The organism is Saccharopolyspora gregorii, assembly GCF_024734405.1.
GTDB classification, from domain to species: domain Bacteria; phylum Actinomycetota; class Actinomycetes; order Mycobacteriales; family Pseudonocardiaceae; genus Saccharopolyspora_C; species Saccharopolyspora_C gregorii.
On the sequence record NZ_CP059556.1, the window covers coordinates 3,948,241 to 3,962,516 of the forward strand.

General features: G+C 72.1%; 12 protein-coding genes. 7 read left to right on the forward strand and 5 right to left on the reverse strand.

The genetic code is table 11. The features are described from left to right. Positions 1–223: 223 nt before the first annotated feature. Positions 224–2,950, reverse strand: a complete 2,727-nt coding sequence (locus H1226_RS17035) for an MFS transporter (RefSeq protein WP_258341619.1) — start codon at positions 2,948–2,950, stop codon at positions 224–226. A 142-nt stretch (positions 2,951–3,092) separates the two neighbouring features. Further along, a complete protein-coding gene (locus H1226_RS17040) occupies positions 3,093–3,833 on the reverse strand; it encodes a FadR/GntR family transcriptional regulator (RefSeq protein ID WP_258341620.1) in 741 nt (246 codons plus the stop codon). A 207-nt stretch (positions 3,834–4,040) separates the two neighbouring features. Between H1226_RS17040 and H1226_RS17045 the strand changes: the two genes are divergently transcribed. The 4 genes from H1226_RS17045 to H1226_RS17060 are packed head-to-tail and all read left to right on the forward strand — an operon-like array spanning position 4,041 to position 7,787. Further along, positions 4,041–4,580: a MaoC family dehydratase gene (locus H1226_RS17045; protein WP_224958654.1), complete on the forward strand. Its 540-nt coding sequence runs from the start codon at positions 4,041–4,043 to the stop codon at positions 4,578–4,580. Continuing rightward, complete coding sequence (locus H1226_RS17050) at positions 4,577–5,806, forward strand: CaiB/BaiF CoA transferase family protein (protein ID WP_258341621.1); 1,230 nt, start codon at positions 4,577–4,579, stop codon at positions 5,804–5,806. The genes H1226_RS17045 and H1226_RS17050 overlap by 4 nt, the downstream gene beginning before the upstream one ends. Then, positions 5,791–6,957, forward strand: coding sequence for an acyl-CoA dehydrogenase family protein (locus H1226_RS17055; RefSeq protein WP_258341622.1), 1,167 nt, complete (start codon positions 5,791–5,793; stop codon positions 6,955–6,957). The genes H1226_RS17050 and H1226_RS17055 overlap by 16 nt, the downstream gene beginning before the upstream one ends. Next, positions 6,951–7,787, forward strand: a complete 837-nt coding sequence (locus tag H1226_RS17060; RefSeq protein ID WP_258341623.1) for an HpcH/HpaI aldolase/citrate lyase family protein — start codon at positions 6,951–6,953, stop codon at positions 7,785–7,787. Before H1226_RS17055 ends, H1226_RS17060 begins: the two co-directional genes overlap by 7 nt. Here H1226_RS17060 and H1226_RS17065 read toward each other — a convergent pair. After that, positions 7,778–8,284, reverse strand: a complete 507-nt coding sequence (locus tag H1226_RS17065) for an Lrp/AsnC family transcriptional regulator (RefSeq protein ID WP_258341624.1) — start codon at positions 8,282–8,284, stop codon at positions 7,778–7,780. The genes H1226_RS17060 and H1226_RS17065 overlap by 10 nt on opposite strands. 128 nt (positions 8,285–8,412) lie before the next feature. Here H1226_RS17065 and H1226_RS17070 point away from each other — a divergent pair, with 128 nt between their 5' ends. Continuing rightward, the gene (locus H1226_RS17070) at positions 8,413–10,737 is read left to right on the forward strand and encodes a transketolase-like TK C-terminal-containing protein (RefSeq protein WP_225044353.1); all 2,325 of its coding nucleotides are present in this window, start codon (positions 8,413–8,415) and stop codon (positions 10,735–10,737) included. Between the two features lie 242 nt (positions 10,738–10,979). Here the strand turns inward: H1226_RS17070 and H1226_RS17075 are convergent, their stop codons facing one another. Further along, positions 10,980–11,498, reverse strand: a complete 519-nt coding sequence (locus tag H1226_RS17075) for an RICIN domain-containing protein (protein WP_258341625.1) — start codon at positions 11,496–11,498, stop codon at positions 10,980–10,982. 47 nt (positions 11,499–11,545) lie between these two features. On the opposite strand from H1226_RS17075, the gene H1226_RS17080 reads away from it, so the two are divergent. Continuing rightward, the gene (locus tag H1226_RS17080) at positions 11,546–12,058 is read left to right on the forward strand and encodes a hypothetical protein (RefSeq protein WP_258341626.1); all 513 of its coding nucleotides are present in this window, start codon (positions 11,546–11,548) and stop codon (positions 12,056–12,058) included. Here the strand turns inward: H1226_RS17080 and H1226_RS17085 are convergent. Continuing rightward, positions 12,012–12,875, reverse strand: coding sequence for a LysR family transcriptional regulator (locus H1226_RS17085; RefSeq protein WP_258341627.1), 864 nt, complete (start codon positions 12,873–12,875; stop codon positions 12,012–12,014). The two genes, H1226_RS17080 and H1226_RS17085, sit on opposite strands and share 47 nt — an antisense overlap. 382 nt (positions 12,876–13,257) lie before the next feature. Here H1226_RS17085 and H1226_RS17090 point away from each other — a divergent pair, with 382 nt between their 5' ends. Beyond that, positions 13,258–14,250: an esterase/lipase family protein gene (locus H1226_RS17090; RefSeq protein ID WP_258341628.1), complete on the forward strand. Its 993-nt coding sequence runs from the start codon at positions 13,258–13,260 to the stop codon at positions 14,248–14,250. Positions 14,251–14,276 lie beyond the last annotated feature (26 nt).

Sequence of the window (14,276 nt, forward strand, 5' to 3'; positions counted from 1 at the left end):
GGTGCTCACTGTCCGCGCTCGCGCGACGACGGCAGGTGCGGCCCCGGCACCCGTTGCGGTGGAACGGATCCGCTCCGCGACCGGATGGCCGGCGGCTCCTCCGCGCGGACCGCGGTGCCCGGCGCGCGGCCGAGCAACGCGGTCGTACCGGCGCGAGGCACCGGAGGGGCCGCCGGCATCCCCGGCTCGGCCCGAGCGCGCGGGACGAGCCGAGCTCCCGGGCTCAGCGGTACCGGGGAAGCCGCCGAGCCAGCACGATCCCGAGCACCGTGAGCACCCCGCACAGCACCAGGGTCAACGACAGCGGCACCGAGGAACCGCCGGACGAACCGACCAGCGCCAGCGCGCCGATCGGCAGCAGCCCGCCCGCGACGGCCGTGCCGAACGAGATGCACAGACCGGTGCCGGTGTAGCGAGCGTCCACCGGGAACAGCTCGGACAGCAGCGACGGCACCGCACCGTTGAACGCCGCGTAGCAGAGGGTGCCGACGAGCATCGCCAGCAGCATCGCACCGAACCCGCCGCCGTCGATCAGCCAGAACGCCGGGAAGGCCCACAGCACCAGCACGATCCCGGACCCCGCGGTGAGCCGTTCCCGGCCCCACCGGTCCGCGTACACCGCGAACACCACCGTCAGCACGACCAGCAGCAGCGAGGCGAGCACCAGGCCCAGCTGCACGTCCACCGCGCTGAGCGCGGGCACGTACTGCTTCGTGTACGCCACCAGCCCGGTCATCAGCACGTACAGGAAGGAGCAGGACGCCGACCACATCAGCGATCCGGCCAGCAGCGCGAGCCCGTGGTCGCGGAACACCGCGCGCACCGTGGGCCGGGCGCTGCGCTGCCCGCTCTCCCGCTCGGCGAGTTCCGCGAGGAACGCGGGGGTCTCCTCCAGACGCCTGCGCAGCACCAGGCCGAGCGCGATGAGCAGCGCGCTGGCCAGGAACGGCAGCCGCCACGCCCAGGACAGGAACGCGTCCTCGCTGACCCACAGGTTCACCACCAGGATCACCGAGCTGGCCAGCCCGATGCCGAGCACCGTGCCCAGCTGCACGAACGCGCCGTAGAGCGACTTCCGCTTCGCCGGGGCGTGTTCGACGGCGACGAGCACCGCGCCACCCCACTCGCCGCCGACGGCGAGGCCCTGCAGCAGGCGGCAGACGACCAGCAGCACCGGCGCCCAGAACCCGGCGACCGCGAACGGTGGCAGCAGTCCGATGGCGACGGTCGAGCCGCCCATCACGAGCATCGAGGTCAGCAGCGCGGTGCGCCTGCCGCGGCTGTCGCCGAGCTTGCCGAACAGCAGCGCGCCCAGCGGGCGCATCCCGAACGCGACGGCGTGCGTGGCGAGCGCGGCGAGCGTGCCCATCCACGGGGAGGCGCCGGGGAAGAACAGCGGCCCGAACACCAGCGCCGCCATGAACGAGTAGATGATGAAGTCGAAGATCTCGATGAGCGTGCCGAGCAGCGACGACCCGGCGATGCGGGCCGCCGACAGCGGGCGTCCTGCGGTGGCGGGTCTGTTCGCGCGCGCGGGTTCCGCGGCCGTTCCGGACATGGGGGTACCGCCTAGGGGTGAGGGGTGGGGAGGGTCAGGCCGCGCGCAGGGCTTCGGCGAAGTCGGCCGCGCTGCCCGCGCCGCCGAGCGCCAGCACGTGGTCCATCGTGGACCGGGCGTCGCCCCGAGGTTGGCGGCGAACTTCGCGCGGATGTCCGCATCGGAGAGCGGGCGTTCGGTGTGCCCGCGGTTGACGTCCTCGCGGCGGTGCAGCCTGCGGCCGTCGGTGAGCACGATCTCCACTTCGGCCGAGTATGCCTGCGGGAAGCGGCTGTTCGGGTCGTCGGCGATCTCCACGCGCTGCGCGAGGCGCAGGATCTCCTGGTCCGCCAACGCTTCGTCGGTGAACTCGGCGAGGGTGAGCCGGTCGCGGGCCAGGCAGGCCCCGGCGATGAACGGGAGGCTGAACTTGGCGTCGTAGTCGTCCTGCGGGGCGCGCTTGCGCTCGATCGGCTCGCACACGGCGGCGGCGGGCGTCTCGTGGATGCGGCAGCGCACCACGTCGACCTCGGCGGCGGTGAAGCCCTCGGCCTGCTTCAGGTGCAGGATCGCGTCGGCGAACGCGTGGGTGAAGTGGCAGCTCGGGTACGGCTTCACCGCGGTGGCCAGCAATTCCCAGCGTTCGCCGAGCCCGTCGAGCGCTTCGGTGGCGTCCCAGCCGTCCGCGCCGAGGTGCGTGGCGTAGAGCCCGTAGCGCCCCTCGTAGACCTGCTCGGGACCGGGCCAGCCGACGGCGGCGAAGGTGGCGGCGGTGAGCGCGCTGGTCGCCGCCCACCCGGGGTGCAGCCGCTTGGTCCACGCGCCGTCGGCGAGGAATTCGAGGATGCCCGAGGCCATCGAGCCGACGATCCGCTGCGATTCGGCGATGCCGCCGGCGTCCAGCCCGGCCAGCTTCGCCGCGCTCACCGCGGAACCGAAGGCCCCGGCGAGTCCGGTGGGGTGGAAGCCGCCCGCGTGGAAACCGCCGTGCGCGACGGTGCCCACCCGCGCGGTGATCTCGATGCCGAGCACGTAGGCCAGCAGCAGGTCCTCGGCGGAGCGCTCGTGCTTGATGGCGGCGGCGATGCTGGTCGGCAGCGCGCTGGCCGAGACGTGGGTGACCGCGGGCAGGTGCGTGTCGTCGAAGTCGAGGCCGTGCACCAGGACCGCGTTGAGCAGGGCGGCTTCGCGGGGGGCGAGCCGGTCCGGGAGCCCGATGACCGGCTGGTCGCCGGGGCCGAGTTCGGCGGCGGCGCGGCGGGCGCGGTGGGTGAACTCCTGGTCGGCCGCGGCGAAGGCGACGCCGACGGAGTCCAGTGCGAGGTGCCGTGCGCGGCGCAGCACTTCGTCGGGTACGTCCCGCAGCGTGGTGCGCGCGGCGAATTCCCCGAGCACGTCCGCGATGGCAGGCATGGGCGCCTCCTCGGCCTCGTCATTGATGACCCGGCGGATGCGCGGCCGCATCCGGCCCGCACAGTGTGCAACCACCCACCGCGCCACCACAAGACAAAAGTCTGACGTTTTCGCCGAGGCGGTTCGAGGAGTCCTCGGAGGACTAGTCCTCCATGCGTTCGTAGAGGGGCTTGAGGCCCAGGAGGTGTTCGCGCACCAGGGTTTCGGCGATGTCGGCCTCGCCACCGGCGACCGCCTCGTAGATCTTCACGTGGTCCTCGTCGATGCCGTCCCAGGCCGGGCGCGAGATCCGGTCCCGGTGCATCCGGCCGCGCAGCACCGCGTTGATCGGGCTGCACATCACGTGCAGCAGCGGGTTCCCGCTGATGGACACCAGCGTGGTGTGGAAGTCCCAGTGCACGGTGAAGCCCTCGTCGGGATCCAGGTGCCCGGTGCCTTCGACGGTCCGCCGCAGTTCCGCGAGGTCCTGCTCGCAGGCCCGGTCGGCGGCCAGCCGCGCGGCGTGCGGCTCCAGCAGCAGCCGCGCCTCGATGAGGTTGTCCACCGACATGCCGCGCGAGTTGACCAGCAATCCGAGGCTGCCGCCGAGGTTGTCGGCGATGCGCCCGGCATCCGGGGCGGCCACGAAGCTGCCGCCGGTGACGCCGCGGGTGGTGTCGATCAGGTGCTGGCTGGCGAGCTGGCGCAGCGCCTCGCGCACGGTGCTGCGGCTGACGCCGAACATGCTCCCGAGCTCGGTCTCGCTGGGCAGCCGCGACCCGGAGGGCAGCGCGCCGCTGACGATCTGGTCGCGCAGCTGCTCGGCGACCTGCCGGTACGCCGCCTGCACCGGGCGCACCCGCAGCTTCGCGGATTCGCCGCCTCCTGGCCGGGTGGCCGCCATGATGCCTCGCTCCTCCTCGCGCCGGACCGGGTTCCGGCCGCTCCCGGTCAGCGTACGGGACCGCACCGGACCGGCCGGAACACTGGGAACTCAATTGTCTGACGTATTGCGCGGCGGCGCTCGGCGGTCGCATACTCCGAGGCGTTCCCGGCGCGGCGGCCGACCCCCGGACCGCGTCCGCGACAGGCACGAACAGGAGGTGCGGCGGTGGCCGTGCACGGAGGTCAGCAAGGGCGCTACTTCGAGGACTTCGTCGTCGGAGACATCTACCGGCACCCGCTGGGGCGCACCATCAGCGAGGCGGACAACACCTGGTTCACCCTGCTCACGATGAACACGCACCCGGCGCACTTCGACGCGCACTACGCGTCGAAGACGCCGTTCGAGAAGGTGCTGGTCAACTCGGGCCTGACCATCGCGATGCTGCTGGGCCAGAGCGTCAGCGACATCAGCCAGCGGGCGGTGGCGAACCTGGCGATGAACAACATCCAGCTCACCCACCCCGTCTACGTCGGCGACACCCTCTACGGGGAGTCGATCTGCACCGGCAAACGGGAATCGAAGTCGCGCCCGTACGCGGGCCTGGTCAACGTGCACACCCGCGCGCTCAACGCCGAGGGCGACGAGTGCCTGTCGTTCGACCGCACCGTGCTGATCTACAAGCGGGACCAGGCCGAGGCCATCGACTCCTTCCCCACCGCCAAGAACGGCCCGCTGTCGCTGGACGACGACGGAGGTGCGCGGTGAACCGGCTCCCGCTGGCCGACGTGCGGATACTCGCCGTCGAGCAGTACGGGGCGGGCCCGTTCGGCTCGGTGCACCTGGCCGACCTGGGCGCGGAGGTCATCAAGATCGAGGACCCGCGGTTCGGCGGCGACGTCGGACGGCTCACCCCGCCGTACGCCGAGGACGGCGATTCGCTGTTCTTCGAGGCGTTCAACCGCAACAAGCGCTCCGTCGTGCTCGACCTCACCAGCCCGGCCGGCCGCGAGGTCTTCGAGAAGCTGGTTGGCGTCAGCGACGCGGTGTACTCGAACCTGCGCGGTGACGTGCCCGCGAAGATGGGCATCCGCTACGACGACCTCAAGCACCTGAACCCGGCGATCGTGTGCTGCTCGCTGTCCGGCTACGGCATGACCGGGCCGCGCGCGAAGCAACCCGGCTACGACTACATGCTGCAGGGCCTGGCCGGCTGGATGTCGGTGACCGGCGAGCCGGACGGACCGCCCACCAAGTCCGGACTGTCCATGGTGGACTACTCGGGCGGCCTGGTGGCCGCGATCTCGCTGCTGTCGGCGATCCACGGCGCGCGGCGCGACGGCGTCGGCTCGGACTGCGACGTGAGCCTGTACGACACGGCGATCGGCATGCTCACCTACCTCGCCACCTGGCACCTCAACGCCGAGTTCGAACCGAAGCGCACGCACCACTCGGCGCACCCGAGCCTGGTGCCGTTCCAGAACTTCCCCACCGCCGACTCGTGGATCGTGATCGGCTGCGCGAAGCAGAAGTTCTGGGAGAAGTTCGTCGACGTGCTCGGCTCCCCCGCCTGGGCCGCCGAAGCGCGGTTCGCCACCACCTCGGACCGCTACGCGCACTCCGCGGACTGCGTGCGGCTGATCGAGCAGGAGCTGGCGCGGCGCGGCACCGCCGAGTGGCTGGGGCTGCTGGAGGCCGCCGGTGTCCCGTGCGCGCCGATCAACACGATCCCGCAGGCGCTGCGGGAGGAGCACACCGAAGCCCGCGGCATGGTCGTCACCACCGAGCACCCGCGGTTCGGGGAGGTCAAGCAGGTCGCCTCCCCGGTGCGCGCGGGCGAGCCCAGGACCGACCACCAGCGCGCGCCGTTCCTCGGCGAGCACACCTCGTCCACATTGGACGATTTGCTCGGGCTGGACGCGGCGGAGTTCCAGCGGTTGGCCGGCGAAGGTGCTTTCGGAGCGAATGGAGACGCGCCGTGGATTTCGAGCTGAACGAGGACCAGGCCCAGTTCCAGCAGGTCCTGCGGGACTTCGTGGACTCGGAGATCGTGCCGGTCGCGCAGGAGTGGGAGCACGCGGGCCGCTACCCCACCGAGATCGTGGCGAAGATGGCGGAACTCGGCCTGTTCGGCCTGCTCATCCCCGAGGAGTACGGCGGGGTGGACGCGGACTTCGTCACCTTCACCCTCGTGTTCGAGGAGATCGCGCGTGGCTGGATGGGCGTCGCTGGCATCCTCGGCAGCCACTCGGTGTCCACCTGGATGATCAACCGGCACGGCACCGAGGAGCAGAAACGCACGTACCTGCCCGAGCTGGCGACCGGCGCGCGCCGCACCGGCATCGCGCTGACCGAACCGGACGCGGGCACCGACCTGCAGGGCATCCGCACCACCGCCGAGCGCGACGGCGACCACTACGTCATCAACGGCAGCAAGATGTGGATCACCAACGCCCGCTACGCGGACCCGCTGCCGGTGCTGGTGAAGACCGACCGCACCGCCTCACCCGCGCACAAGGGCATGAGCGTGCTGCTCGTCGACGCGGGCACCCCCGGGTTCACCGTCACCAAGGACATCCCGAAGCTCGGCTACAAGGGCACCGAGTCCTGCGAGGTCGTGTTCGAGGACGTGCGGGTGCCCGCGGCGAACCTGCTCGGCGGCGTCGAAGGGCGCGGGATGCAGCAGGTGCTCTCGGCGCTGGAGACCGGTCGGCTCAACATCGCCGGACGCAGCCTCGGCATCGCGCAGCGCTCCTACGACGAAGCGCTGTCCTACGCGGGCGAGCGCAAGGCCTTCGGCAAGCCCATCGCCGAGTTCCAGGCCATCCAGATCCGCATCGCCGAGATGGCCACCCAGCTGCAGGCCGCGCGGCTGCTGTCCTACTGGTCGGCGAGCAAGCTCGACCGCGGGGAACGCGCCGACCTGGAGACGGGGATGGCGAAGCTGTTCGCCTCCGAGGTCGCACTGCAGGCCGCGCAGGACTCGATGCGGGTGCACGGCGGCTACGGCTACTCGGCGGAGTTCGAGATCGAACGGCTCTACCGCGACTCGATCCTGATGACCATCGGTGAGGGCACCAGCGACATCATGCGCACCGTCATCGCGAAATCCCTCTCCGCCGGGAAGGGGAAGGTCGGATGGTGAGCCCGCGCAGCTGGCTGTTCTGCCCCGCCGACCGGCCCGACCGGCTGCGCGGGGCCGCCGACGCCGCCGACGCGGCCGTCGCCGACCTGGAGGACGCGGTGCACGTCGACGGCAAGGCCGCCGCCCGCGAGCAGCTCGTCCCGGTGCTGCGCGAGGACCCGGTGCGCGCCTGCCGGATCTGGGTGCGGGTCAACGGCGACGAGCACCTGGCCGCCGACCTCGCCGCGCTCGCCGGACTGCCGGTCGCGGGGATCGTGGTGCCCAAGGCCGAGCCGGAGCTGCTGCGGGCCGTCGCCGAACGGGTGGACGTCCCGCTGCTGGCGCTCGTCGAGACCGCGGACGGCCTGTGGCGGGTGCGGGAATCGGCCGCGGTGCCGCAGGTGCGGGCGCTGACCCTCGGCGAGTACGACCTGGCCGACGACCTCGGCACCTGCTCCCCGGAGGTGGACGCGGAACCGCTGCGGTGGGCGCGCTCCCGCGTCGTGGCGGCCGCGGCCGCCGCCGGGCTCGACCCGCCGCCCGCGCCGGTGTCCGCGGACCTCGCCGACCTCGACTCGTACGCGACCGAAACCGGACGGTTGCAGCACTTCGGGTTCTTCGGCCGGATGTGCGTCCACCCGAAGCAGGTGGCGCGGGTGCACGCCGCGCTGCGCCCCGCCGCCGACGAGGTGGACCGGGCGCGGAAGGTGGTGCTGGCCGCCGACGCCGCCGAACGCGACGGCCGGGCCGTGCTCGTGGTGGACGGCCGCATGATCGACGCACCGGTGGTGCGCCGCGCGCGGCGCGTCCTCGACCTGGCCACCGCCGACCTGGCGACCGGTCACGGGTAGGCGCGGCGTTCCAGCAGCGGCGTGAGCCGGTGGTCCACGAGGTCGCGCATCACCAGCGCCGTGTCGGTGCGCTCCACGCCGGGGATCGCGAGCACCTGCCCGGCGATCCGGTACAGGTCATCGGTGTCGCGGGCGACGACCTGCACGAACAGGTCGGCGGGGCCGCTGATCCCCGCCACCTCCAGCACCTCGGGGATGGCGCGCAGCTCCGCGGCCACCGGACCCAGCAGGCTCTGCGTGACCTGCACCGTCATCAGCGCGCGCAGCGGGTAGCCGAGGGCGCGGGGGTCGACGCGGCGCTCGAACGAGCCGAGCACGCCCCGCTCCTCCAACCTGCTCACCCGGCTCTGCACCGTGTTGCGGGACAGGCCGGTCTCCGCGGCGAGCGCGCTGATCGTGGCGCGCGGGGCGCGGGACAGCGCCAGCAGCAGCCGGGCGTCCACGGCGTCGACCGAGTCCTGACTTGGCACCTTGCTCAGCTCCTTCCGGACGATCACGGGCGGACTTGAGCATTCTGCTGCATCACGCCGCGCTGACTTGTGCAGAAAACGAAGTGTTGGTGGAGTTCCCACCATTCATGCCCAGCGGTGGCCGCGGGTCACCCGGTTCGTGAGGAGTTCGACCGATGGCCGACGACGCAGTCGCCCAGCACAGCGGTACGCGCGAGCAGGAGGCGCTCGCCGAGATCGAACGGCGGGTGCTGTGGCTGTCCACCGCGATCATCCACGAGGCGAACCGGAACCGGCCGAACCCCTCGGGTCTGAAGGTCGGCGGGCACCAGGCGTCCTGCGCCTCGATGGTGTCGATCATGACGGCGCTGTGGTTCCACGAGCTCGGCCCCGACGACCGGGTGTCGGTGAAACCGCACGCCTCCCCCGTGCTGCACGCCATCAACTACCTCATCGGCGAGCTCGACGAGCGCTACCTGCCGACGCTGCGCGAGTTCGGCGGCCTGCAGAGCTATCCGAGCCGTTCCAAGGACCCCGACCCGGTCGACTACTCCACCGGGTCCGTCGGCATCGGCGCCACCGCCCCGATCTGGGGTGCGCTGGCGCGCCGCTACGTGCGCTCCACCACCGGGGGCGGCGGCACCGGGCGGCAGTTCTCCCTCGTCGGCGACGCCGAACTGGACGAGGGCGCCGTGTGGGAGGCGCTGCTGGACCCGGCCGTCGCCGAGCTCGGCGAGCTGGTGTGGGTCGTCGACCTCAACCGGCAGTCCCTGGACCGGGTGGTGCCGAACATCGCCGCCGGGCGGCTGCGCGGCATGTTCGCCGCCGCGGGCTGGCAGACGCTGGAGCTCAAGTACGGGCGGCTGCTGGAGGAGCTGTTCGCCCGCCCCGGCGGCGACGCGCTGCGGGACCGCATCGACACCATGACGAACCCGGAGTACCAGCGGCTGCTGCGCTGCGACGCCGCGCAGCTGCGGGACCGGCTGCCCGGTGACGGCCCGGCGCGCGAGGCCATCGATGCCCTGATCGCCGAGCTGGACGACGCGACGCTGCTGGCCGCGATCCGCAACCTCGGCGGCCACGACCTGGGCGCGCTCGGCGAGGTGTTCGGCGAGATCGACGACACCCGGCCCACGGTGATCTTCGCCTACACCGTGAAGGGGCACGGGCTGCCCACCGAGGGGCACCCGCAGAACCACTCCTCGCTGCTCACCCACGAGCAGTTCGCCGAACTCGCGCCCCGGCTCGGCGCCGACGTGGACCGGCCGTGGCAGCGGTTCGACGCCGGCACCGACGCCGGCCGGTTGTGCGCCGAGGCGGGGGCCCGGCTGCGCCGCGAACCGGTGCCGGCCACCGCGCCGCCCGCGCTGCCGCTCGACATCGGCCGCACCCCCACCGGCACCGCCACCACGCAGGCCGCGCTGGGACGGGTGCTGCTGGACCTCACCCGGCAGTCCCCGGAGGCGGCGCGGCGCGTCGTGACCGTGTGCCCGGACGTCAGCTCCACCACGAACCTCGGCGGCTGGGTGAACAAGGTCGGGGTGTGGTCCTCGCGGCAGCGCCGGGACTGGTTCGCCGACGACGCCGAGACCATCCTGCACTGGCGGGAACAACCCACCGGCCAGCACGTGGAACTGGGCATCGCCGAGACGAACCTGGTGGGGCTGCTGGGCGAGCTCGGCTCGACCTGGAGCAGGTGGGGCGAGCCGCTGCTGCCGATCGGCGTGCTCTACGACCCGTTCGTGGAACGCGCGCTGGAGCCGTGGGCGTTCGGCATCTACAGCGGCGGTCAGTCCATCCTCGTCGGCACGCCCTCCGGGGTGAGCCTGGCGCCGGAAGGCGGCGCGCACCAGTCCGTGAAGACCCCGTCCATCGGGCTCGAACAACCCGGCTGCACCAGCTACGAACCGGCGTTCGCGCAGGACGTGGAGTGGGCGCTGCTCGCCTCGCTGGCGCAGCTCGGCAAGCCGGGCGGCACCTCCGCCTACCTGCGGTTGTCGACCCGGCCGCTGGACCAGAACCTCGCCGCGGTCCCGGCCGATCCGGCGGCGCGGGAACGCCGCAGGCGGCAGGTCGTCGCCGGGGCGTACCCGCTGCGCAGCACCCCGGACCCGAAGCTCACCATCGCCGCGATGGGCGTGACCGTGCCGGAGGCGCTGGCCGCCGCCGACCGCCTCGGCCAGGCCGGGGTGGACACCGACGTGGTGTGCGTGACCAGCCCCGACCTGCTGTTCCGCGCGCTGCGGGCGCGGCAGGGGCGCCAGGACGGGTCGAGCTGGATCTTGGACCAGGCGTTCCCCGCGCACCGGGCGGCACCGCTGGTGACGATCGGCGACGGGCACCCGCACACCCTCGCGTTCCTGGCGACGGTGAACCGGGTGCCGAGCACCACCCTCGGCGTCACCGACTTCGGCCAGTCCGGTTCCCCGGAGGACGTCTACCGCCACCACGGCCTGGACACCGACACCATCGTCCGAGCCGGGCTCGACCTGCTGGCCTGATCCACGTCGGCCAGGCCGAATCCACAGCGGAGGGAACCCGGTCCCCGAACTCGTCCCGCCGGTTCCCGGTCAGCGGCGAAGCCGTCGAGCCGCCGACCACCGGGCCCCCGCGAGTTCTCAGCGGTTCCCCCGCGAGGACGGCGATGTCGCCGCGGTGCTGCACGAGGAATGGGTCCCGCAGCGAGGGAACCGCTGAGAAGTCCGCCACCCGGCCCCCGGGGGCAACCGAGCGGCGGGGTCACTCATGCGGCGTCGATGAGCCACCAGTTCTTGTCCTGGTCGCTGTTCGGCTCCAAGACGACGACCTCGTTGAGCGCGTTGCCGTAGTACGGCGCCACGACCTGTTCGGTCGACCGGGACACGATCTTGTACTCGTTTCCGCCGAACGACCTGCTCGGCAGGGACCACTGGAACTCGGGGACGTGCCTGCACTCGCCCTGGGTCAGCGCGGTCTTCCCGTAGTACTGGCCGCCCGGCTTGAGGCACTTCCCGGTCTTGTCGTTGCGGATCAGGTAGTAACCGCCGGAGTTCTCCACCGACCAGCGGTCACCGTCGGCGGTGCTCGCCGAATTCCACGCGTACATCCAGATTCCGTCGTTCGAGTTGTTCCCGTAGTTCTGCGGGAGCAGGCTCCCATCGGTGGCCGAGTTGATGATGCGCAATTCCGCGGACGCCGCACCGGCCGCACCGGTGAGCATTCCGGACAGCGCGGTCAGCACCGCGGCCGCGAGGACGCCGAACCGGACGAGAACACGTTGCATGGCACACCTTTCCCAGAAGTAGGCGAGCCGATCCGGCCGCCACCATCTTGATCGGCGACCGGCAACCGGAACTCGATCACACGAACGGGCGGACGATTCGATTTCCGGAGCCGTTCGACAATGGAAATGAACACTTCGAATTCCGCATCGGGGAGGACCCATCTGTTCCGCAGCTGGCGGCCATCGAGAACGGTCGTTGGACCGGGGCGGACATCGGCCGAACACTCGGAGCGAGCGCACCGGACGCGTTCCGGAGCGCCGGCACCCCCGAGAGGAATCCCGACATGCCTTCGAGCGATCTGGCCCGGTTGATGCGCTGCTTCGCCGCGCGGGCGCTGCTGCTCGCGCTCGCGCTGGGGCTCGCGGGCGCGCAGCTGCTCGCCCTGCTGGCGCTGCTGGCGGCGACCGGCCTGCTGGCCTGGTCCGGTGCTCCCGCGCTCACCACCCGTCGTTGCACCTGCGCGGCGGGTCGTGGTTCTTCCTGCGCCGCAACGGAAGTCGAGGGACCGGCCGTCAGCCGACGAGATGCGCGAGCAGCGCCCGAGCCGCCGGGTTGGTGAGCTCCGCGGAGCGCCCGACCAGGCGGATCGGCCGGACCAGCGCCGGTTCCGCCAGCCGCGCGTGCGGCAGGCCGGAGCGCTCGGCGACGACGTCCGGCACGATGCTCACCCCGAGCCCCGCCGCCACCAGGGCGATCAGCAGCGGGACGTGCGTGGCCTCGCAGACCCGGTTGAGCCGCACCCCGGCGTCGGCGAACCCGCGCGCGATCATCGCTTGCAGGCTGCTGCCGAGGAATTCGACGAACGGCTCGTCTCCGCACTCGGCCAGCCGCACCCGGTCGCGACCGGCCAGCGGATGCCCGGGGTGGCAGACCAACGCCATGCGCTGGGTCCACTCGCCGAAGCGGACGAGCTCCGCGTCGAACGGGCCCTCCCCGGCCACGTACGCCAGGTCCAGCTCACCGGCCACCACCGCGTTCGCCAGGTCCGGCATGATCCCTTCGCGCACGTGGATGCGCACCCCCGGGTACCGCGCCCGGAACTCGCCGAGCTCGGCGGGCAGGTCGAGCACCGTCAACGTCTGGATGGTGCCGATCGACACCCGCCCCCGCGACAGGCCCTGCACCGCGGCCACCTCGCCGCGGGCCGCGACCACGTCGGCGGTGATCCGCCGCGCCGTCGGCAGCAGCGCGCGGCCCGCCTCGGTGAGCAGCACCTTGCGGCTGGTGCGCTCGAACAGCGCGGAGCCCAGCTCCACTTCGAGCTTGCGGACGGACGCGCTCAGCGCGGACTGCACGACGTGCACCTCGCGCGCCGCCCCGGTGAAGCTGCCGTGCCGCGCGACCGCGAGGAAGTGCTCCAACTGCCGCAGCTCCATCGGCCCACGGTAGCGCCACCCGCCGGGACGAACGCCGAGATGGTGGTCACGGCGGGGCGTTCCTCGACCGCCGCCGGCCCGTCCTTCGTGGACCTTCCGGGAAGCCGCCGCGGGCGAACGCCTGCGACGTCCGGTTCGATCCCGGTGGCGCGGCCGGCTGCCGTGCGAGGACGCGCTCGCCGCTCCCCGTTGCTCCAGGTGGCGCAATTCGGCGCGTTCGGCCACGTGGGCGCGGGTTCGGGGATTAGCGTGCCGGGCCCGACCTCGCGGCCGATCGCCGTGGGGGCGCGACGGCCCGCCGGTGCGGGCGGCCCGCGAGGTCGGGAGCGACGCGGGGAACGCCTGGGGCCCGCGTCGACCTCGATCGGAAGGAGCACCACCCATGGTCAGCCGACGATGGCGCGGAGCGGCCGCGGCACTCGCCGCCGGACTGGTCCTGAGCATCCCGGCCACCGCGCAGGCGGTCGACGACCTCGGCGCCGCACCCGCGGCCGAGCAGCCGACGATGCTGCTGGTGCACGGGTTCAACTCCGACCCGCCGACGTCCTGCAACAGCTCGACCTGGAAGACCGCGCTGGAGTACTACCAGGACGCGGGCGGCCGGGATCGCGGCTCGCTGCGGACGATCGGCTACTACGCGGGCGATTCCGCGCACTGCGACGACGTGATCGGCGATGGGAAGGCCACCAAGAACCGGCCCATCCAGGAGATCGCGAAGGACTTCGCCAACCACATCCACGCGAACTACACGGCGAAGGGGAAGCAGGTCGACATCGTCGCGCACTCGATGGGCGGGTTGATCACCCGCGTCGCGATCCTCGGTGCCCGGGAGGGCTGGAGCGGGTTCCCGTCGGAGGTGGACGTGCGCAACGTCGTCACCCTCGGCACCCCGCACCAGGGATTGCGCGACGGCTGCACCGAGGACGAGTTCGAGGCGAAGAAGTGCAGCAGGCAATGGCACCAGATGACGCCGACGAAGGACGGCGGCTCCGGGTTCATCGACAAGCTGCACGAATCCGCGAAGGGGAAGGCCGACCGCGGTCTGGACGACCCGTGGGCGAAGGGCATCGACTGGAGCCTCGCCGGGTCCACTGAGGACGGAACCGTCTCGTACCACTCCGCGATCGACAAGGGGTACTTCGCGCACCAGAAGTACGGCTTCGACGAGGACCTCGACGGCGACGGGTCGAACGAGTGCTCCGACCCGGAGATCAGCCACGGCGCGCTGCGCTCCACCAAGGGAGCCGGCGGGTTCTGCCTGCGCTACTGGCACCACGGTGCCGGCGGCGGGCCGCACACCACGGAGAACGGCTGGTCCCCGCTGAAGGTGGCGTTCAAGGCCGCCACGCACATCGGTGACGACCTGCCGAAGTGACTCCCGGGCCGTGGCGCGGACTCGAT

Bases quoted from the DNA above. Each gene is read 5' to 3' on its own strand.
- H1226_RS17035 (WP_258341619.1), bottom strand. From the start codon at position 2,950: ATGCCTGCCATCGCGGACGTGCTCGGGGAATTCGCCGCGCGCACCACG.
- H1226_RS17040 (WP_258341620.1), bottom strand. From the start codon at position 3,833: ATGGCGGCCACCCGGCCAGGAGGCGGCGAATCCGCGAAGCTGCGGGTG.
- H1226_RS17060 (WP_258341623.1), top strand. From the start codon at position 6,951: ATGGTGAGCCCGCGCAGCTGGCTGTTCTGCCCCGCCGACCGGCCCGAC.
- H1226_RS17070 (WP_225044353.1), top strand. From the start codon at position 8,413: ATGGCCGACGACGCAGTCGCCCAGCACAGCGGTACGCGCGAGCAGGAG.
- H1226_RS17075 (WP_258341625.1), bottom strand. From the start codon at position 11,498: ATGCAACGTGTTCTCGTCCGGTTCGGCGTCCTCGCGGCCGCGGTGCTG.
- H1226_RS17085 (WP_258341627.1), bottom strand. From the start codon at position 12,875: ATGGAGCTGCGGCAGTTGGAGCACTTCCTCGCGGTCGCGCGGCACGGC.
- H1226_RS17090 (WP_258341628.1), top strand. From the start codon at position 13,258: ATGGTCAGCCGACGATGGCGCGGAGCGGCCGCGGCACTCGCCGCCGGA.